We start from the raw sequence: 19,687 nt of genomic DNA on the forward strand, positions 1-19,687 counted from the left end.
CGCGCGATGCTGCGCGACGGCGCCCGGCTCGTCGCCGGCATGGACGAGGTCGGCCGCGGCGCGCTCGCGGGCCCGGTCTCGGTGGGCGTCGTGGTCGTCGACCTCGCCACGAAGCCGTGCCCGCCCGGTCTCACCGACTCCAAGCTCCTCACCGCGGCCGCGCGCGAGGCCCTCGTGCCGCTCGCGCGCTCGTGGTCGGTCGCGTGGGCCGTGGGCCACGCCGGTCCGGCCGAGATCGACGCGCACGGCATCGTCGGTGCGTTGCGCCTCGCGGGCCGCCGCGCGCTCGCCCAGGTGCGCCGCACGGTCGGCGACGTCGACGCGGTCCTCCTGGACGGCAAGCACGACTGGCTCAGCCGCCCCTCGGCGGTCGACCTCTTCGAGGCGTTCGACCTCGACCCGCACGACGACGAGCGGATCGTCGACCCGCGCGTGCGCACGCTGGTCAAGGCCGACCTCCAGTGCGCCTCCGTCGCCGCGGCGAGCGTGCTCGCGAAGACCGAGCGCGACGGTCTCATGACCAGCCTCGCGCGGCAGTACCCGGCCTTCGGGTGGGACCAGAACAAGGGCTACGGCGCGGCGGCCCACGTCGAGGCTCTGCGCGAGCACGGCCCGACGCCGCAGCACCGCCGGTCCTGGCGCCTGCCCGAGCGCGGGGACGAGGGTCTCGGCGCCCCCGCGTACGGCGAGCCCGTGGACGTCCTCGAGCTCGACCCCGACGCCGGGCTGCCCACGAGCTGAGGCGGGCGCGGAGCGCTCGATGGTCCATGATGGAGGCGTGAGCGCCGAAGACCTCGAGAACTACGAGACCGAGATGGAGCTCGCGCTGTACCGCGAGTACCGCGACGTGGTGGGCCTGTTCTCGTACGTGGTGGAGACCGAACGCCGCTTCTACCTGGCGAACCAGGTGGACCTCCAGGTGCGTTCCGCCGCGGGCGAGGTGTACTTCGAGCTGCGGCTCGCGGACGCGTGGGTGTGGGACGTGTACCGGTCGGCGCGGTTCGTGAAGTCGGTCCGGGTGGTGACCTTCAAGGACGTCAACGTCGAGGAGCTCGCGAAGGCGGAGCTCCAGCTCTGACCACGGTCGTGGCCGTCCACACGGCCGCTTCCTGAGGGTCCCGTCCACAGGCGGTCGCGGGTCGCTGGCGCCGCGTCCTCCCCGTCGCCCACGGTGGGCGGCGGAGGTGAGCCCCATGGGAGCGAAGGACGCCGTCGGGCGGTACGGGGAGAGGGTGGCCGCGGCCCACTTGGTCGAGGCCGGCTGGACCGTGCTCGACCGCAACTGGCGCGGGACGCGCGGCGAGCTCGACGTCGTCGCGCTGGACGGTGACGTGCTGGTCGCCGTCGAGGTGAAGACGCGTCGCGGCACCGGGTTCGGGCACCCTGCCCAGGCCGTGACGCCCGCGAAGCTCGGTCGCCTGCGCCGGCTCACGGGGGAGTGGCTCGCGACCCACGACGTGCGCGCACGGTCGGTCCGCATCGACGTCGTCGCCGTGCTCGTGGCGCGCGCGGGCGCGGCGCAGGTGGAGCACCTCGTCGGGGTGAGCGCCTGATGGGTCTGGGGACGACCCGCGCTGTCGCGCTCGTCGGGCTGTCGGGCCACGTCGTCGAGGTGCAGGCGCACCTGGCTGCCTCGGTGCCCGGCTTCGTGCTCGTCGGGCTCCCGGACGCGGCGCTCAGCGAGTCGCGCGACCGCGTGCGTGCGGCGGTCACCTCGTCGGGCATCCCGTGGCCCCAGCGCAAGGTCACGATCAACCTCTCGCCCGCGGCGCTCCCCAAGTCCGGCACGGGCTTCGACCTCGCGATCGCGGTCGCGCTGCTCGCGGGAGCCCAGGTCGTCCCGCTGCGCGCCGTGGAGGACGTCGTGCACCTCGGGGAGCTCGGCCTCGACGGCCGCCTGCAGCCCGTGCGCGGCGTCCTGCCCGCGGTGGCCGCGGCCGTCGCCGCCGGGTTCCCCGACGTCGTCGTGCCCGCGGCGGACGCCGAGGAGGCCCGGCTGGTGCCGGGAGCGCACGTCGTGGGGGCCACGACCCTCGCCGACGTCGCCCGGTTCCACGGGGCGTCGCTCGACGACCCGGGCGGTGCCGCGCCACCGGTCGTGGTGCCCCGTCCGGCCGCCGCGCGGCCGCAGCCGGGCGACCTCGCGGACGTCGTCGGGCAGCACGAGGCTCGGCACGCGCTCGAGGTCGCCGCGGCGGGCGGGCACCACCTGCTGCTGGTCGGTGCGCCGGGCGCGGGCAAGACGATGCTCGCGTCACGGCTGCCCGGGATCCTGCCCGACCTCACGGAGGGAGAGGCCGTCGAGGTGACCGCCGTCCACTCGGTGGCCGGGGTGTTCGACCCGGGCTCCGGGCTCGTCCGCCGCCCGCCGTACGAGGACCCCCACCACACGGCCACCCCGGCGGCGATCGTCGGGGGCGGCAGCGGCCTGCCCCGGCCCGGTGCCGCGTCGCGCGCGCACCGCGGGGTCCTCTTCCTGGACGAGGCACCGGAGTTCGGGGCGCGCGTGCTGCAGACCCTGCGGCAGCCGCTCGAGCACGGCGAGCTCGTGATCCACCGGGCCGGGGGGACGGCGCGCTACCCCGCGCGCTTCCAGCTCGTCCTGGCGGCGAACCCGTGCCCGTGCGGCAAGGGCGTCGGGAAGGGGCTCGAGTGCACGTGCTCGCCCGTCGCGCAGCGCCGCTACTTCGGCCGGCTCTCCGGTCCGCTGCTCGACCGGGTCGACGTCCAGGTCGAGGTCCGTCCCGTCACCCGGGTCGAGCGCGCGGACGCCGGGCGGCCGGAGCCGAGCGCGGCGGTCGCGCGACGGGTCGCCGCCGCCCGGGAGACGGCGTCAGCGCGCCTGGCCGGGACGCCGTGGCGGACGAACGCCGAGGTGCCCGGCACGTGGCTGCGCGACCGGCTGGGGCCCGACCCCGGCCTGCTGACGGACGTCGACGCCGCGCTCGACCGCGGCACGCTGAGCCTGCGCGGCGCGGACCGTGTGCTGCGCCTCGCCTGGACGGTCGCCGACCTCGCCGGGCACGCCGCACCCACGCGCGCCGACGTCGGGGCCGGGCTCGCGCTCCGGACGCGGGGCTACCGTGGCTGAGCGCCGGGCCGCCCCGACGGCTCCCGTGCGGCCGGTCTTCGACGTCGCCGACGACCGGCTCGCGCGGGCGGCGTGGTCGCGCCTGGCGGAGCCCGGGGACGAGGTCGCGGTCGCGCTCGTCGAGCAGCTCGGGGCCCCGGGCGCGCTGGCCTGGCTCGTCGAGGCGGTGAACGACCCGGCGCAGGCCCGCCGCGAGCTCGTCCGGCTCGCGGAGGTCGCCGACGACGGCGGGTCGGGGCTGGGGCCGCTGCTCGGAGGGGCCGGGCCGGGCACCGCGGCAGCCGGCGACGACCGGCCCGCGCCCGGTCGCGACCCGCGGAGCGGGCCCGTCGCGCGGCTCCTGCGCGCCGTCGCGCGCTGGGCACCGCGGCTGGAGGGCCTCGACCCACGCCGCGAGCTCCACGTGCTCGACCGGCTCGACGGCTCCCTCGTCGTCCCGGGCGACCCGGGCTGGCCGACGCCCCTCGACGACCTGGGTCCGGGCCGTCCGCTCGCGCTCTGGGTCCGTGGCTCGGACGGCCTGGCGGCGCTGGCGGCGCGATCCGTCGCGGTCGTCGGGGCACGCGCGTGCACGGACTACGGGCGCCACGTGACCGGGGAGATCGCGTCCGGTCTCGCGGCGCGCGGGTTCACGGTCGTCTCGGGCGGTGCCTACGGCATCGACGCCGCGGCCCACCGCGCGGCGCTCGTGTCCGGCGGCCCGACGGTCGCGTTCCTCGCGGGCGGGGTGGACCGGCTGTACCCCGTCGGCAACACGGAGCTCCTCCGGGCCGTCGTCGGGACCGGAGGCGCCGTCGTGTCGGAGGTGCCGCCGGGCTCCGTGCCCAGCCGGGTCCGCTTCCTGCTGCGCAACCGGCTCATCGCGGCGTTCGCGGGCGCGACCGTGGTCGTGGAGGCGGCCTGGCGCTCGGGATCGCTCAGCACGGCGGTCCGGGCCGCCGAGCTCTCGCGGCCCGTCGGCGCCGTCCCCGGACCCGTGACCTCGATGGCGTCGACCGGCTGCCACCGGCTCCTGCGCGACGGTGCCGCCGTGTGCGTCACCGACGCCGACGAGGTGGCGGAGCTGGCCGGAGCGCTGGCACGGGACGCGGCGCCGGCAGCACCGGCCGCGGGGACGCGCAGGGCGCCCCGCGACGCCGTGTACGACGGGCTCGACGCCGTCGAGACCCGGACGTGGGACGCCCTGCCGCTGCGGTCAGGGGTGCCGACGGACGCCGTCGCGCGGTCGGCGGGGCTCGCCGTCCCCGAGACCGTCGGTGCCCTCGGCCGGCTCGAGATCCGCGGCCTGGCCGAGCGGACGTCCGGCGGCTGGCGGCGCGTGCGCGCGGTCTGACCCCGGAGAGCACACCGGACGGCGCGTCTCCGGAAGGGCACCCGGACGGAGCGCCTCCGCGAGGCGCGCAGGCGCACGCGCCAGACTGGTCGCGTGACCCCGTCCGACCTCCCCGACGACCCGGCGGCCGAGCAGGGCGCCGACCGGGCGCCCGCGTCGGCCGACGCGCTGCCGGCGGCCCTGCGCGCGGCGCTCGCGGACTTCGCCGTGCACCTCGAGCTCGCCCAGGGGTCGTCCGCGCACACGGTGCGCGCGTACACGGGCGACGTCGAGTCGCTGCTGGGTCATGCGGCACGCCACGGCGCGGCGTCGCCGAGCGACGTCGACCTCGCCGCCCTGCGCGCATGGCTGACGGAGCAGTCGGAACGCGGGCTCGCCCGCGCGACGCTCGCGCGCCGGGGCGCCGCCGCGCGCGCGTTCTTCGACTGGGCGCGGCGGACCGGTCGCGTCGCGGCGGACCCGGCGGCACGGCTCGCGAGCCCGCGCGTCCCGCGCACCCTGCCGACCGTGCTCACGGCCGACGCGGCCGGTCGCATGCTCGACTGCGCGCGGGAGGCGGCCGCGTCGGGCGAGCCGGCCCGGCTGCGCGAGTGGGCCGCCGCGGAGCTCCTCTACGGGGCCGGCATCCGCGTGGGCGAGCTCGCGGGGATCGACGTGGACGACGTGGACCTGTCGCAGCGGGTCGTCCGGGTGCTCGGCAAGGGCGACAAGGAGCGCGTCGTCCCGTTCGGCGTCCCGGCGGCGCGGGCCGTGACCCGCTGGCTGGACGCGGGTCGGCCGGCGCTCGTGACGGAGCGGTCGGGTGCGGCGCTCCTCGTCGGGGACCGGGGCGGTCGGTGGGGGCAGCGACAGGTGCGCGACGCGGTGCACCGGCTCGCGCAGGCGGCCGGGGTCGACGACGTCGCTCCGCACGACCTGCGGCACAGCGCCGCGACGCACCTCCTCGCGGGCGGCTCGGACCTGCGCAGCGTCCAGGAGATCCTCGGGCACTCCTCGCTCGCGACGACGCAGCGCTACACCCACGTGACGGCCGAGCGGCTCCGCAGCTCGTTCGAGCAGGCCTTCCCACGCGCCTGAGGCTCCGGACGCGCGGGTCCTCCGGTCACGGCTCTCCGAGCGGGAGGAGCACGATCGGCGGCCGCTCGCCGAGCAGCGCGAGCGGGTCGACGTAGCGCTCGCCCCGCCGCACGCCCCAGTGCACGCAGGTGGCCGCGCAGTGGCTCGCGATGGCCCCGCCGCCTCCCGGCCCTTGCACGGTCCCGAGGACGCTCCCTGCGGCGACACGCGTCCCCCGCGGTGCCACGGCGGTGACCGGCTCGAGCGACGTGCGCAGGCCGTCGTCGTGCGTCACGACGACCACGTCGCGCCCGGCGACCGGGCCGGTGAACGTGACGACCCCCGGTGCCGGGGCCAGGACGCTCTCCCCGGTGCCCGCGGCGAGGTCGACGCCCCGGTGGCCGGGCAGCCAGTCGTGCAGCGGCGGGTCGAACGGCACGAGCACGCCGAGCGCGTCGGGCGCGCGGTCGAGCGGCGGCACCCAGCCGGGGGAGGCGCCGGCGGGGGCGTCCAGGGGCTTGCCCGGGGCGGCGGGCGGCGGCGGGGCCAGGACGAGCAGGAGCGCGGTCAGCGCGAGGGCCACCGCACGTCGTCGGACGGTCGCAGGGGTACGGTCGGGAGCCATCGCGCCAGGGTGCCCGACGCGGGCCGTGGCCGGGCGGCGGGAGCCGGCGGCCTGTGGACAGCGGGTCGCGACGGCGCCCGGGACCGGCGGCTGTGGTCGGCCCTCCCGTCGGGTAGACTTGCCGCTGCGACCGGCGCGTTCGCCGTGCCCGGCCCGAGGTGCTCACCTCGGCCGAGGACGGGGCCGGTCGACTTCGCGCGTCACGTCCTCGCCCATGCTCCCGGCCCCGCCGGACCGGGCGGGGCCGCGTCCGGCGTCGGTCCTGCCCGCACCGTCCACGGTGCGTCGCAGGCGTCGGCACGGGTGGCGCCAGGGGTGCGACCACCAGGGTCGTCACCGACAACCGCACCGCGGCCCGTCCTCCGGGAGGGGTCGCCAGAAGCGTGCGCGCACCGGGTGGATCCCGGGCCGCACGGCGAAAGGACGTGTCATGGCCGTCGTGACCATGCGCCAGCTCCTCGAGAGCGGTGTCCACTTCGGGCACCAGACCCGCCGTTGGAACCCGAAGATGAAGCGCTTCATCTTCACGGAGCGCAACGGCATCTACATCGTCGACCTCCAGCAGTCGCTGTCGTACATCGACCGCGCGTACGAGTTCGTCAAGGAGACCGTCGCGCACGGCGGCTCCATCCTCTTCGTCGGCACCAAGAAGCAGGCCCAGGAGCCCGTGGCCGAGCAGGCCGCGCGCGTCGGGATGCCCTACGTGAACCACCGCTGGCTCGGCGGCATGCTCACCAACTTCACCACGGTGCACAAGCGTCTCCAGCGCCTCAAGGAGCTCGAGGAGATCGACTTCGACGACGTCGCCGGCTCGTCGCTCACCAAGAAGGAGCTCCTCGTCCTGCGTCGCGAGAAGGACAAGCTCGCCCGCACGCTCGGCGGCATCCGCGACATGGCGAAGGTCCCCTCCGCCGTGTGGATCGTCGACACGAACAAGGAGCACCTCGCGGTCGACGAGGCGCGCAAGCTCCACATCCCGATCGTCGCGATCCTGGACACCAACTGCGACCCCGACGTCGTGGACTACAAGATCCCGGGCAACGACGACGCGATCCGCTCCGTGACGCTGCTCACGCGCGTCATCGCGGACGCGGTCGCCGAGGGTCTGCTCCAGCGCCACTCCGGCCGTTCCGGTGCCGAGGCCGAGGCAGGCGCCGAGGCCGAGCCGCTGGCCGAGTGGGAGCGCGAGCTCCTCGCCGGTGCCGAGAAGCAGCTCGCGGCCGACGAGACCGCCGCCGAGGCGAACGTCGAGGCCGCCGCGGCCGAGGAGGTCGCCGAGGCCGCTGCCGAGGTCGCCGCCGAGGAGCCGGGCGACGCCGCTGCCGAGGTCGTGGCCGAGGCTGCTGCCGAGGTCGCCGCCGTCGCCGACGCGGAGGCCGTGGTCGCCGACGCCGAGGCCGACGAGACCAAGTGACGTCCCGGGGTGCGCGGCGGTCGCCCGCCGCGCACCCCGTGCCGTCCCACCGGCGCACCGGGCACCGGCGCGGTGCCCCTGCACGTACCCGTGACGAAGAACCCGTGACGAACCACGAGTGAGGAACCACCATGGCGAACTACACCGCCGCTGACATCAAGGCCCTGCGCGAGCGCACCGGCGCCGGCATGCTCGACGTCAAGAAGGCTCTGGACGAGGCGGACGGCGACGCGGAGAAGGCGCTCGAGATCATCCGCGTCAAGGGTCTGAAGGGCGTCGCCAAGCGCGAGGGCCGCTCGACCTCCGAGGGCCTCATCGCCGTCGACATCCGCGACACCGAGGGTGGCCAGGTCGCGACGCTCATCGAGCTCAACTCCGAGACGGACTTCGTCGCCAAGAACGACACGTTCATCTCGCTCGCGGACCGCGTCCTCAAGGCCGCTGCCGAGGCCGGCGCGCGCGACGCCGACGCGGCCCTCGCCGCGGACTCGGACGGCGAGACCGTCCAGGAGGTCATCGACAACCAGGCCGCGACGCTCGGCGAGAAGATCGTCCTGCGCCGCGTGACCCGCGTCGCCGGCGAGCGCGTCACGGCGTACCTGCACCGCACGGCGCGTGACCTGCCGCCGTCGATCGGCGTCGTCGTCGCCACGGACGCCGCGGGCGAGGCCGTCGCGAAGGACGTCGCGCAGCACGTCGCCGCGATGTCCCCGACGTACCTGTCGCGCGACGAGGTCCCGGCCGAGACGGTCGAGAACGAGCGTCGCATCGCCGAGGAGACCTCGCGCAACGAGGGCAAGCCCGAGGCCGCGCTGCCGAAGATCGTCGAGGGTCGTCTCAACGGCTACTTCAAGGACGTCGTCCTCGTCGACCAGCCGCTCGCGAAGGACCCGAAGAAGACGGTCGGCCAGGTCGTCTCCGAGGTCGGTGGCACCATCACCGAGTTCGTGCGGTACCGCGTCGGCGCCTGACGCCCCCGTCGGCCCGGTCCCGCCGCCCCCGAGGCGGCGGGACCGGGCCGACCGCGCACCCGGCTCCGGGCGCGCGACGACCGGCGTCGTGCCGCACCATCGGGTGGGACGACGGCGGAGCAGGACCACCCCCCACCCCACCGGGCCAGGACGAAGGACAGGTGTCGACAGTGACGGCAGGCGAGCAGACCACGCCCCGCGAGGGTTCCGAGCACCGGCGGGTGCTCCTCAAGCTGTCGGGCGAGACGTTCGGCGGCGGGCAGATCGGTCTGGCGCCGGACGTCGTCCAGCGCGTGGCCCAGGAGATCGCGGACGCGGTCGCCCAGGGCGTGCAGGTCGCCATCGTCGTCGGCGGCGGGAACTTCTTCCGCGGCGCCGAGCTCTCCCAGCGCGGGCTCGACCGCGCGCGTGCCGACTACATGGGCATGCTCGGCACCGTCATGAACTGCCTCGCGCTCCAGGACTTCCTCGAGCAGGCGGGGGTGAAGACGCGCGTGCAGACCGCCATCACGATGGGCCAGGTCGCCGAGCCGTACATCCCGCTGCGGGCGATCCGCCACCTCGAGAAGGGCCGCGTCGTCATCTTCGGCGCCGGCGCCGGCATGCCCTACTTCTCCACCGACACGGTCTCCGTGCAGCGCGCCCTCGAGACGCACTGCCAGGAGGTCCTCATGGGCAAGAACGGCGTGGACGGCGTCTACACCGCCGACCCGCGCAAGGACCCGTCGGCGACGAAGCTCGACCACCTCACGTACACCGACGCGCTCGTCAACGACCTCGGGGTCATGGACGCGACGGCGCTGAGCCTGTGCCGGGACAACGACGTGCGGATGCGCGTCTTCGGCATGAGCGAGCCGGGGAACGTCACGCGTGCCCTGGTCGGCGAGAATATTGGCACACTGGTCACGACCGACTGACGACGGACACCGCACGACCCCACCGACGAACGACGAAGGAGCACTGGTGATCGACGAGACCCTCCTCGAGGCCGAGGAGAAGATGGACAAGGCCGTCGAGGTGGCCAAGGAGGACTTCGCCGCGATCCGCACGGGCCGTGCGAACGCCGCGATGTTCAACAAGATCACGGTCGACTACTACGGCGCGCCGACGCCGCTGCAGCAGCTCGCGTCGTTCACGGTGACCGAGGCGCGCACGATCCTCGTCTCCCCGTTCGACAAGAGCTCGATCACGGCGGTCGAGAAGTCGCTGCGCGACTCCGACCTCGGCGTGAACCCCTCCAACGACGGCAACGTCATCCGGGTCGTGCTGCCCGCCCTCACGGAGGAGCGCCGCCGTGACTTCGTGAAGCTCGCCAAGGCGAAGGCCGAGGACTCGCGCGTCGCGATCCGCAACGTGCGCCGTCGCGCCAAGGAGGAGCTGGACCGCATCGCGCGCGACGGCGAGGCCGGCGAGGACGAGGTCGGGCGCGCCGAGAAGGAGCTCGAGGCCCTCACCAAGGCGCACGTTGACCAGGTGGACGCGCTCCTCGCGGGCAAGGAGAGCGAGCTGCTCGAGGTCTGAGCACCTCGTCCGGCGAGCTCTTCCACGCACCGATGACCGACACCTCCTCGACGGCCGCCGGCGACAGCACCTCCGCGGCGCGCGCTCCCCAGGCGGGCCGCAACCTCCCCGTGGCGATCGCGGTGGGCCTCGGCCTGCTCGCGCTCGTCGCGGCGAGCCTCGCCTTCCGGCCCGAGTTCTTCGTGCTGCTCGCGACCGTGGCGGTCGGCGCCGCGCTGTGGGAGCTCGCCCAGGCGTTCAAGCGCCGCGAGCTGCACCTCCCGCTCCTCCCGCTCCTCGTGGGCACGGTCGGCATCCTCGTGTCCTCGTACTACTCGGGGCCCGAGGCCCTGCTCGTCTCCTTCATGCTCACGGTCGCGGGCGCGGTCGTGTGGCGGGTCATCGACGGGTCGGGGACGGCGGCGGTGCGCGACGCCGCGGCGGCCACGTTCGCGGCGGCGTACCTGCCGTTCATGGCGGGCTTCGTGATGCTCATGCTGGCCGCTCCCGACGGGCGCGTGCGGGTCCTGATCTTCATCCTGCTCGCCGTCGCGAACGACGTCGGCGGGTACGTCGCCGGCGTCCTGTTCGGGCGCCACCCGCTGGCCCCCTCCGTGAGCCCCAAGAAGTCCTGGGAGGGGCTGGCGGGCTCGTTCGTGCTCGCGACGGCGGTCGGCGTGGTCGGGGCCGTGGTGGGCCTCGGGGCGAGCCCGTTCGTGGGCGTCGCGCTGGGCATCCTCGCCCCGCTCACGGCGACGGTCGGCGACCTCGCCGAGTCGATGATCAAGCGCGACCTAGAATTGAAGGACATGGGGTCGCTCCTGCCCGGTCACGGAGGCATCCTGGACCGGCTCGACTCCATGCTCCTCACCGCCCCGTTCGTGTACGTGCTCCTCGCGCTGGCCGTCTGACAGCCGTCCGACGACCTGCTCGCACCGCGGTGCGAACCGTCCGCACGACCCCCCCACGCTTGGACCTCCTCATGACCGTCCGTTCCGTCCGCCCGTCCGCGGAGTCGAAGCCGCTCCCGCTCGTCATGACCGCGCCCCGGCGCGGCAAGCCGCCGCGCCACTTCGCCGACCTCGCGCCCGAGGAGGTGCGCGACGTCGTCGTCGAGCTCGGGGAGAAGCCGTTCCGCGCCAAGCAGCTCGCGACGCACTACTACGCGCACCTCACGCGCGACCCCGAGGCGATGACGGACCTGCCGAAGGCGACGCGCGACGTGCTCACGGACGCGCTCTTCCCGCCGCTGCTCACCGCGGCGCGCCGGATGGAGGCCGACGGCGGGACGACCGTCAAGACGCTGTGGCACCTCTTCGACGGCGCCAAGGTCGAGTCGGTGCTCATGCGGTACCCGCAGCGCTCCACGCTGTGCGTGTCGAGCCAGGCGGGCTGCGGCATGGCGTGCCCGTTCTGCGCGACGGGGCAGCTCGGCCTCACGCGCAACCTCTCCGTCGCCGAGATCGTCGAGCAGGTGCGCTCCGCCGCCCGGTCGCTCGCGGACGGGGAGATCCCCGGCGGCCCGACCCGGCTCAACAACCTCGTGTTCATGGGCATGGGGGAGCCGCTCGCCAACTACAAGGCCGTCATGGGCACGGTCCGACGCCTCGTGGCGCCGGCCCCGGACGGGCTCGGCATGTCGGCGCGCAACATCACGGTGTCGACGGTCGGCCTCGTCCCGGCGATGCGCAAGCTCGCCGACGAGGGGATCCCGGTGACGCTCGCGCTGTCGCTGCACGCCCCCGACGACGACCTGCGCAGCGAGCTCGTGCCGATCAACACGCGGTGGAGCGTCGACGAGACGCTCGACGCGGCGCGGCACTACTTCGAGGTCACCGGACGGCGCGTGAGCATCGAGTACGCGCTCATCAAGGACATGAACGACCACGCGTGGCGTGCCGACCTGCTCGGCGAGAAGCTCAACGCCCGGGGTCGCGGCTGGGTGCACGTCAACCCGATCCCGCTCAACCCGACGCCCGGCTCGATCTGGACGGCCAGCGACCCTGCCGTCGAGGCGGAGTTCGTGGCACGATTGCGCGGTCACGGGATCCCGACGACGATCCGTGACACCCGCGGCAGCGACATCGACGGTGCCTGCGGGCAGCTCGCGGCAGAGGAGGACGAGTGAGTTCGCTGTTCACCACGGTCGGCAAGACCCGGAACGGGTACGACCCCGAGGAGGTCGACGACTTCTTCGAGCACGCCCGCGACGTGTACGAGGGCCGGGTGCAGGAGCGGCTGACCAGCACCGAGATCCAGGCCTCGGTCTTCGACCTGGTCCGTGGGGGGTACGACACGCACGAGGTCGACGCGGCGCTGGACCGCCTCGAGGGTGCGTTCATCGCGCGCCAGCGCGCCGAGTACGTCGCCGCCCACGGCCAGCAGGCCTGGATGAACGCGCTCGCCGAGCGCGCCCGGTCGCTCTACGGCCGCCTGGGCCGCCCGGACGGTGAGAAGTTCGCGCTCGCGGAGCGCGGCAAGCCTGCGTACGACATCGACGACGTGGACGACCTGTGCGACCGGCTCGTCGCCTACTTCGACCGTCAGGTGCCGATCACCGCGGCGGAGATCCGCTCCGCGACGTTCGGCCGTGCGCGGGGTCGCGACGGGTACGCGGAGGGTCCGGTCGACGCGTTCTTCGCCCGCGCCATCGAGGTCCTGCTCGGCGTCGAGTGACGACGCATCAGGACCCGACGCGCGTGAGCCTCGATCCGCGGACGTCCGCGAACCCGCTGGTGCGCCGCGCCGCCTCGTGGCTGAAGGCGGCCAACGACCGGCACCCGTGGAACCACAACGAGCACTTCCACGGCTGGGTCGTGCGCCGGGTGCCGCGCGGCGCCCGGGTCGTGCTCGACGTGGGCTGCGGGGCCGGCGTGCTGCTCGGCCGGCTGCGCGGCCGGGCTCCCGAGGTCCACGGGATCGACGCCGACGCGGGCATGGTCGCCCAGGCTCTGGCGCGCCTCGCCGCCGACCCCGCCGTGACCGTCCGGCAGCTCGGGTTCGACGACGTCCGCTCGCCCGACGACGTCCGCTCACCCGGCGAGCCCGGTCCTCGGGAACGCCCCACCGGCCCGGACGCCCGGGTGGGCGGGGGCTACGACGCGGTGACGATGGTCGCGGTGCTGCACCATCTCGACCTCGACGACGGACTCGCGCACGCCCGCAGCCTCCTCGCCCCGGGCGGGCGGCTGCTCGTCGTCGGCCTCGCGCGCGTGGTGTCGGCGCGCGACCTCGCGGTCGACGTCCCGTCGGCGCTCCTCAACCCCCTCGTGGGCCTCGTCAAGCACCCGCGCCGAGCCCGGCCCGGGGATCCCGGGACGGACGCCCCGGGCATGCCGGTCCGGGACTCGCGGCACACCGTCGACGAGATCGCGCGCACGGCCCGGGCGCACCTGCCCGGGGTGCGCGTGCGCCGTCGGCTCTTCTTCCGGTACACGCTCGAGTGGACGGCCCCGCGCTGACGCGTCGGGACACGCCGTGCGCACGCACCGCCCGCGGCCTGGGAGGATGGGAACCATGCCCGACGGACCCGCCCCCGCCCTCCGCACCGTGACGATCCTCGGCTCGACCGGGTCGATCGGCACGCAGGCGATCGACGTCGTCCAGGCCCACCCCGACCGGTTCCGCGTCGACGCGCTCTCGGCGGGCGGCGGAGACGTGGAGCTGCTCGCGCGCCAGGCCGCGACGCTGGGCGTGCGCGCGGTCGGCGTCGCCGACGCGTCGCGCGCCACGGCGCTGGGCGAGGCGCTGGCGCGCGCCTTCGCCGGACGTGCGGACGTCCCCGAGGTGCTCGCCGGGCCCGACGCCGCCGCTGCGCTCGCCGCCCGGGGGAGCGACGTCGTCCTCAACGGCGTCACGGGTTCCGTCGGGCTCGGCCCGACGCTCGCCGCGCTGCGCGCCGGGTCCACGCTGGCCCTCGCGAACAAGGAGTCGCTCGTCGCCGGGGGTGCCCTGGTGCGCGCGGCGCAGCAGCACGCCGACCAGATCGTGCCCGTCGACTCCGAGCACTCGGCCATCGCGCAGTGCCTGCGGTCCGGGACGCGGGCCGAGGTGCGCCGCCTGATCCTGACCGCCTCCGGCGGGCCCTTCCGCGGGTGGGACGCGGACGCGGTCAAGGCGGCGACGGTCGAGCAGGCGCTCGCGCACCCCACGTGGGCCATGGGTCCGGTCGTCACCGTGAACTCCGCGAGCCTCATGAACAAGGGCCTCGAGCTCATCGAGGCGCACCTGCTGTTCGACGTCCCCGCCGACGACATCACGGTCGTCGTCCACCCGCAGTCCGTGGTGCACTCGATGGTCGAGTTCGTCGACGGCTCGACGATCGCGCAGGCGTCGCCCCCGGACATGCGCCTGCCCATCGCGCTCGGGCTGTCGTGGCCCGAGCGGCTCGACCCCGTGACCCCGCCGTGCGACTGGACGGCCGCGACGTCGTGGACGTTCGAGCCCCTCGACGACGCCGCGTTCCCCGCGGTGAGCCTCGCGCGCGCCGCCGTCGCGGCGAGCGCGACCCACCCGGCGGTCTACAACGCCGCCAACGAGGAGGCCGTCGCGGCCTTCCTCAGCGGACGCGCAGGTTTCGGTGACATCGTGACGACCGTCGAGCGTGTGCTCGCGGCGCACGACGGAACCTCCGCGGACGCCGTGACGTTGGACGACGTGGCGGAGGCCGAGGCCTGGGCGCGCGCCCGCGCGCGCGAGATCCTGGACCGCCGGTGACGAGCAACCGTCCGGTCGCGTCGAGCGCCCGGGCCGAGAAGGAGCAGAGGGACAGATGGCGACGCTGATCGGCATCCTCGTGATCGTGGTCGGGATCGTCGTCTCGATCGCGCTGCACGAGGTCGGGCACATGGTGCCCGCGAAGAGGTTCGGCGTCCGCGTGAGCCAGTACATGGTCGGGTTCGGCCCGACCCTGTGGTCGCGCACCCGGGGCGAGACCGAGTACGGGTTCAAGGCGATCCCGCTCGGCGGCTACGTCCGCCTCGTCGGCATGTACCCGCCCGCGCCCGCCGGTGCGCGCCCGCGGGGGAACGGCTTCTTCTCGCAGGTCGTCGCCGACGCCCGCGACGCGAGCACCGAGGAGATCCGGCCCGGCGAGGAGCACCGGGCCTTCTACAACCTCTCCGCGCCCAAGAAGGTCGTCGTCATGCTCGGCGGTCCCTTCATGAACCTCCTCATCGCGTTCGTGCTCATGGCGATCGTGTGCGTCGGCATCGGCCTGCCCGCCGTCACGACGACGGTCGGGTCCGTGTCCGCGTGCGTCCCGTCGGTCGTCGCGACCGAGCAGGAGGAGTGCGCGGCCACGGCCGACCCGTCGCCGGCGGCCGCCGCCGGACTGGAGCCGGGCGACACCGTGGTGTCGTTCGACGGCACGGAGGTCACCTCCTGGGACCAGCTCTCGGGGATGATCCGCGGCTCCGCCGGCCAGGCGACGCCCGTCGTCGTCGAGCGCGACGGCGAGCAGGTCGACCTCACCATCACGCCCGTCGACGTGGAGCGCCAGGTCGTCGCCGAGGACGGGACGCCCGTCGTGGACGAGTCCGGCGACCCGGTGACCGAGCCCGCCGGCTTCGTCGGCTTCACCCCGACGGTGGAGCGGCAGCCCACGGGGATCGGCGTCGCGGCCGAGGCCACGTGGCAGCAGGTGAGCGGCACGGCGGGGATCATCGTCACCCTGCCCGTGAAGGTCTACGAGGCCGCCCAGGCCGCGTTCACCGACGCGCCCCGCGGCCAGGACTCCGTGATGAGCGTCGTCGGCGTCGGCCGTGTCGCGGTGGACGTGGCAGGTGCCGAGAGCCCGGTCCTCGACCGCGTCGTCACGATGCTCATGCTGCTCGCCGCGCTCAACGTGGCCCTGTTCGTCTTCAACCTCATCCCGCTGCTGCCGCTCGACGGCGGGCACGTCGTCAACGCCCTCTACGAGGGGGCCAAGCGCACGGTCGCCCGGGTCCGCGGCCTCCCGCGCCCCGGCCCCGCGGACCTCGCCCGCATGATGCCCGTCGCGTACGTCATGTTCGTCGTCCTCGTCGGCGTCGGCGCCCTCCTCATCCTCGCCGACATCATCGACCCCGTCCGCCTGACCTGAGCGCACGGACGGGCCCGGGACCACGCCTCTGCGGGTCCCGGGCCCGTCCTCTTGCGCGACGTCTTGCTGACCGCTACGCCGGAGCCGCGCTACGCCTGGAACACCGGCGCGAGGCGCTCCCACGCGTCGGTGCGGACGTACACGGGGATGACGTCGCGCGGCACCGGACGGGTGACGACCTGGCCCGGGCCGCGTCGCTCACCCGTGGCGGGTCGCCCCGTCCACGCGTCCACCCAGTCGCCGGCCGGGAGGTACGTGCTCCACGACGTGGCTCCCTCCTGCGTCACCGGGTGCACGAGGAGGTCGTCCCCGAGCTGGAACTCGTCCGCGTGCGCCCACACGTTCTCGTCGTGCGCGTGGTCGACGAACAGGCCGCGCATGAGCGGCGCGCCCGTGGCGATCGAGCGGCGCGCCTGCTCGGCGACGTAGGGCACGAGCCGCTCGCGGAGCTGGGCGTAGGCGCGGAACACGTCGACGACCTCCGGGTCGTCGTTCGTCTCCGCGACGTACCACGGTGTGCGGTCGCGCAGCGGCCGCCGGTGGTGGTTGAACTCGGAGTGGTACTGCATGACGGGGGTGAACGTCGCGGCCGCGACGCCGCGCAGGTACAGCTCGGAGCCCGGCACGGGGCCGGAGAACCCGGCGAGGTCCCAGCCCCAGTAGACGATGCCGCACGCCGAGGCGGTGATGCCCGCGGTCATGGACCAGCGGAACGCCTCCCACGTGGAGTTCTCGTCGCCCGCCCAGTGCAGGCCGTGCGCCTGCGAGCCGGTGAACCCGGCGCGGGAGAACGTCACGGGTGCCTTGCCGTTCTTGCGCAGCAGGTCGCCGAACGCGCGCGCGTAGTGGACGGGGTACAGGTTGTTGCCCTCGTCGCCGCGGCGCCCGTCGCCGTATCGGAGCTCGTCGCCCCAGGCGTGCTCGCCGCCATCGGTCTTGAAGCCGTCGACGTCGAGCTCGCCGACGAGGTACTGCCGCCGCGCGGTCCACCACTCGCGGCCCTCGGGAGTCGACAGGTCGGCCATGAGGGACTGCGGGAACCACCACCCGCGGTTGTGGTACGCGCTGCCGTCGGCCTCGCGGACGGCGTGCCCGGCCGCGACCATGGCACGGCCGTCGGCGAGAACCTGCGCGTCGTGCGGCACGTCGGGGCCGAGGTCGTGCTCGGTCTTGAGGAGCGGGATCTGCCACAGGACGACCTTGACGCCGCGAGCGTGAAGCTCGTCGATCATGCCCTGAGGGTCGGGCCACGCGCCGTCGGCCGGGTAGGTGAAGTCGTCCGCGGAGTGTGGTGCGCCGTCGGCATGGACCGCGTACCGGGCGTCGCGGAAGATCGTGATGCCCTCCTCGTCGCTCCACGCTTCGATGACGACCACGCCCACGGGGATGTCGAGATCACGGTGCGCGTCCATCTGGCTCATGACGAGCTGCTGGGTGTTCCACTCGTTGCCGGAGGCCCACAGACGCAGGACCCACTCAGGGAGCTCCTCGGCGCGACCGACCTCGTCGCCGAACGCCTTGAGGACCGCGGTCGGGTCGCCCTCGTAGACGCCGACGTCGAGCGCCGCGTCGTCCCCGAGCGCGGCCTCGATCACGAGACGATCGGGCGCCGTGGCGGCGACGTCGTACCAGGTGCGGCGCGAGGTGCGGACGTGGAAGCCCCAGCCCTCACCGCCGACGACGTGCGCGAACGGCATGGGCAGGTAGGTGCGGCCCGTCGCGCCCTGCGACTTGTACTGCTCGAACACGACGGCGTCGAGGCGCTTGCCGCGCTGGTCGACCGCGTCGAAGCGCTCGCCGAAGCCGACGACGTGCTCGGAGTCGGCGAGGCGGAACGCGAGGCGCACGCGGTGCGCGCGGTCCTGGTCGACCCACCACTCGACCGAGCCGGGGACGACGAGGGGGTGCTCGTCGGCGGGGACCCCGCCCACGGTCACGCCGCGGGAACCGGCGGGGGCGGTCGAGGTCCACGCGCCCGCGCTGACCTCGAACCACTCGGTGCTCACGCCGTCGGCCGTGAAGCGGTAGCGGTAGCGGCGCCCGGCGTCGAGGACGGGGCTGGTGGCGTGCCAGGCGCCGTCGGCGGCGAGCTGGCCCGCCTGCGCCGCGGCGAGGTGGCCGTCGCCGCCCGCGAGGGCCGCCGCGTCGGCCGGCGAGACAGAGCCGGGCGCGACGCCGAGACTCGTGACCTGCTCGCCGTCGTCCCACTCGCACGTGACGGCGACGTCGGCGGGGGCGTTCTCGACGACGACGCCCAGGCTGACGGCACTGCCGGCGTGCGGGCGTACGGGCACGCGCTGGTCGGCCGACGCGGCGTAGGGGTGGCCGATGCCGGCCGGGCGGTGGATCAGGGTCGTCATGGGTGCTGCTCCGTCGTCGTGTCGGTCAAGAGGCCGAGCTCGTCGGCCAGGATCAGGTACATGCCGTGGGACCAGAGCAGGGGCAGGGCCACGGGCCCCCACTTCTCGATCCACTCGTCGCGCGAGTCGGCGTGCAGGAGGTGGTCGGGGACCTGCTCGGGCATCTGCCCGTCGGGTTCGGCCTGGGAGGCGATCCACCGCAGGTGGCGCCACGCCTCGTCGGTCCGACCGGCGCGCGCGTGGTTCCAGCCGAGCAGGGCCGACAGCAGGAGCCACTGGCCGCCCCCGTAGAACACGTCGGCGCGGAAGCGGTGCACGCCGCCGTCCACGTCGAGGTCGCGCGCGACGGCGTCGAGCGTGGCCTCCGCGACGGGTGATCCGGGCTCGACGAGGCCGAACGGGACGACGCACGCGGCGAGCGACGCGTCGACCGCGCCCGAACCGAACCACTTCGCGAGGTGCGGAGCGTCGGGGTCGCTCGCGCGGCCCGACGTCATGCCCTCGGCGTGCACGAGCGCGACGATCTCCTCGGCGATCCGGAGGGCGCGCATCGAGCGCGCGTCGTCGAGGAGGGGGGAGCCGTCGGCCGACCGGGCGCCCGCGACGGCCATGAGGCCCGCGCGGACCGGGGCCAGGGTCGAGGGGTGGCGCTCCTCGACGTGCTCCTCCCACCAGTCGTAGCAGGGGAGGCGCCACGTCGCGAAGAGGTAGTCGACCGCGATCCGTACGGCGTCGCGGTAGGCGTCGAGAGGGCGGCCGTGACGCTCCGCGTGCGTCACGAGCTGCCACAGCCACATGCCGTACCCGTCGGTCTGGAAGTCCCACCAGGGGTCCTGACCGTCGGATCCGTCGAGCCGGAACCGCGTGGGCAGCATGTCCGTCAGCGGCAGCTCCTCCCCGGCCTCGGCCCGAGCGAGCAGTGCCGCGACGTGCTCGCCGCGGGACGTCAGGACGCCCACGGCCCACCGGTGGAAGCGGTCGACGGACTCGACGTCGCCGTAGCGGGACATCCCCTCGGCGACGAACGACCCGTCACGGAACCACGCATAGCCCTGGTAGGCGCTGAACGTCGGCGAGGCGGGGTAGGCGCCGCCGACGTCCTGGTGCTGTGAGATCACCTCCGCGCTGACGTGCGCCAGGTCGCGCAGGTGGTCGAGGTCGTCGGTCGTCGCGGGAAGGGCGATGCTCATGGATGTCGTCCTGGGTGGTGAGGGTGGGTGGATCCGGGGGTGGGGGGGGGGGGGGGGGGGGGGGG

The 19,687-nt window shown here is 74.7% G+C and carries 19 protein-coding genes; 16 read left to right on the plus strand and 3 right to left on the minus strand.

Translation table 11 applies throughout. The features are described 5' to 3' along the window. Positions 1 to 6 precede the first annotated feature (6 nt). From ABRQ22_RS21565 to ABRQ22_RS21590, 6 genes are all read left to right on the plus strand, one after another. Positions 7 to 741, plus strand: coding sequence for a ribonuclease HII (locus tag ABRQ22_RS21565; RefSeq protein WP_353709603.1), 735 nt, complete (start codon positions 7 to 9; stop codon positions 739 to 741). 37 nt (positions 742 to 778) lie between these two features. Next, entirely contained in the window at positions 779 to 1,078 is a 300-nt protein-coding gene (locus tag ABRQ22_RS21570; protein ID WP_024840525.1) for a DUF2469 domain-containing protein, read from the plus strand. A 115-nt stretch (positions 1,079 to 1,193) separates the two neighbouring features. Then, positions 1,194 to 1,553, plus strand: coding sequence for a YraN family protein (locus ABRQ22_RS21575; protein ID WP_253051277.1), 360 nt, complete (start codon positions 1,194 to 1,196; stop codon positions 1,551 to 1,553). After that, positions 1,553 to 3,091, plus strand: coding sequence for a YifB family Mg chelatase-like AAA ATPase (locus ABRQ22_RS21580; RefSeq protein WP_353708122.1), 1,539 nt, complete (start codon positions 1,553 to 1,555; stop codon positions 3,089 to 3,091). Before ABRQ22_RS21575 ends, ABRQ22_RS21580 begins: the two co-directional genes overlap by 1 nt. Then, a complete protein-coding gene (gene dprA / locus ABRQ22_RS21585) occupies positions 3,084 to 4,424 on the plus strand; it encodes a DNA-processing protein DprA (RefSeq protein ID WP_353708123.1) in 1,341 nt (446 codons plus the stop codon). Before ABRQ22_RS21580 ends, dprA begins: the two co-directional genes overlap by 8 nt. Before the next feature lie 168 nt (positions 4,425 to 4,592). Further along, on the plus strand, positions 4,593 to 5,501 hold the full coding sequence (locus ABRQ22_RS21590) for a tyrosine recombinase XerC (protein WP_353709604.1): 909 nt from the start codon (positions 4,593 to 4,595) through the stop codon (positions 5,499 to 5,501). A gap of 25 nt (positions 5,502 to 5,526) precedes the next feature. On the opposite strand, the gene ABRQ22_RS21595 is transcribed toward ABRQ22_RS21590, so the two are convergent. Beyond that, complete coding sequence (locus ABRQ22_RS21595) at positions 5,527 to 6,105, minus strand: M23 family metallopeptidase (protein WP_353708124.1); 579 nt, start codon at positions 6,103 to 6,105, stop codon at positions 5,527 to 5,529. A 430-nt stretch (positions 6,106 to 6,535) separates the two neighbouring features. Here ABRQ22_RS21595 and rpsB point away from each other — a divergent pair, with 430 nt between their 5' ends. The 10 genes from rpsB (at position 6,536) to ABRQ22_RS21645 (ending at position 16,072) form a co-directional block, all read left to right on the plus strand. Beyond that, positions 6,536 to 7,519, plus strand: coding sequence for a 30S ribosomal protein S2 (rpsB, locus tag ABRQ22_RS21600; protein ID WP_253051281.1), 984 nt, complete (start codon positions 6,536 to 6,538; stop codon positions 7,517 to 7,519). A gap of 131 nt (positions 7,520 to 7,650) precedes the next feature. Beyond that, complete coding sequence (gene tsf / locus ABRQ22_RS21605) at positions 7,651 to 8,490, plus strand: translation elongation factor Ts (RefSeq protein ID WP_253051282.1); 840 nt, start codon at positions 7,651 to 7,653, stop codon at positions 8,488 to 8,490. Between the two features lie 161 nt (positions 8,491 to 8,651). Then, a complete protein-coding gene (gene pyrH / locus ABRQ22_RS21610; protein ID WP_253051283.1) occupies positions 8,652 to 9,407 on the plus strand; it encodes a UMP kinase in 756 nt (251 codons plus the stop codon). Between the two features lie 46 nt (positions 9,408 to 9,453). After that, entirely contained in the window at positions 9,454 to 10,011 is a 558-nt protein-coding gene (gene frr, locus ABRQ22_RS21615) for a ribosome recycling factor (protein WP_253051284.1), read from the plus strand. 32 nt (positions 10,012 to 10,043) lie between these two features. After that, positions 10,044 to 10,901, plus strand: a complete 858-nt coding sequence (locus ABRQ22_RS21620) for a phosphatidate cytidylyltransferase (protein ID WP_353708125.1) — start codon at positions 10,044 to 10,046, stop codon at positions 10,899 to 10,901. Between the two features lie 125 nt (positions 10,902 to 11,026). Further along, positions 11,027 to 12,118, plus strand: a complete 1,092-nt coding sequence (rlmN, locus tag ABRQ22_RS21625; protein WP_253051465.1) for a 23S rRNA (adenine(2503)-C(2))-methyltransferase RlmN — start codon at positions 11,027 to 11,029, stop codon at positions 12,116 to 12,118. Then, the gene (locus tag ABRQ22_RS21630; RefSeq protein WP_253051286.1) at positions 12,115 to 12,666 is read left to right on the plus strand and encodes a DivIVA domain-containing protein; all 552 of its coding nucleotides are present in this window, start codon (positions 12,115 to 12,117) and stop codon (positions 12,664 to 12,666) included. Before rlmN ends, ABRQ22_RS21630 begins: the two co-directional genes overlap by 4 nt. 23 nt (positions 12,667 to 12,689) lie before the next feature. Further along, positions 12,690 to 13,451: a class I SAM-dependent methyltransferase gene (locus tag ABRQ22_RS21635; RefSeq protein ID WP_353708126.1), complete on the plus strand. Its 762-nt coding sequence runs from the start codon at positions 12,690 to 12,692 to the stop codon at positions 13,449 to 13,451. Between the two features lie 55 nt (positions 13,452 to 13,506). After that, positions 13,507 to 14,706 (plus strand): 1-deoxy-D-xylulose-5-phosphate reductoisomerase, encoded by a 1,200-nt coding sequence (gene dxr / locus ABRQ22_RS21640; protein WP_353708127.1) that lies wholly within the window; start codon positions 13,507 to 13,509, stop codon positions 14,704 to 14,706. A gap of 55 nt (positions 14,707 to 14,761) precedes the next feature. Then, positions 14,762 to 16,072: a site-2 protease family protein gene (locus tag ABRQ22_RS21645; protein WP_253051289.1), complete on the plus strand. Its 1,311-nt coding sequence runs from the start codon at positions 14,762 to 14,764 to the stop codon at positions 16,070 to 16,072. An 89-nt stretch (positions 16,073 to 16,161) separates the two neighbouring features. Here the strand turns inward: ABRQ22_RS21645 and ABRQ22_RS21650 are convergent, their stop codons facing one another. Both ABRQ22_RS21650 and ABRQ22_RS21655 read right to left on the minus strand, forming a co-directional pair. After that, a complete protein-coding gene (locus tag ABRQ22_RS21650; RefSeq protein ID WP_353708128.1) occupies positions 16,162 to 18,432 on the minus strand; it encodes a TIM-barrel domain-containing protein in 2,271 nt (756 codons plus the stop codon). After that, positions 18,429 to 19,622 carry a glycoside hydrolase family 15 protein gene (locus ABRQ22_RS21655; protein ID WP_353708129.1) on the minus strand — a complete coding sequence of 398 codons (1,194 nt, stop codon included), beginning with the start codon at positions 19,620 to 19,622 and terminating at the stop codon, positions 18,429 to 18,431. Before ABRQ22_RS21655 ends, ABRQ22_RS21650 begins: the two co-directional genes overlap by 4 nt. Positions 19,623 to 19,687 lie beyond the last annotated feature (65 nt).

The organism is Cellulosimicrobium sp. ES-005 (assembly GCF_040448685.1).
GTDB classification, from domain to species: domain Bacteria; phylum Actinomycetota; class Actinomycetes; order Actinomycetales; family Cellulomonadaceae; genus Cellulosimicrobium; species Cellulosimicrobium cellulans_G.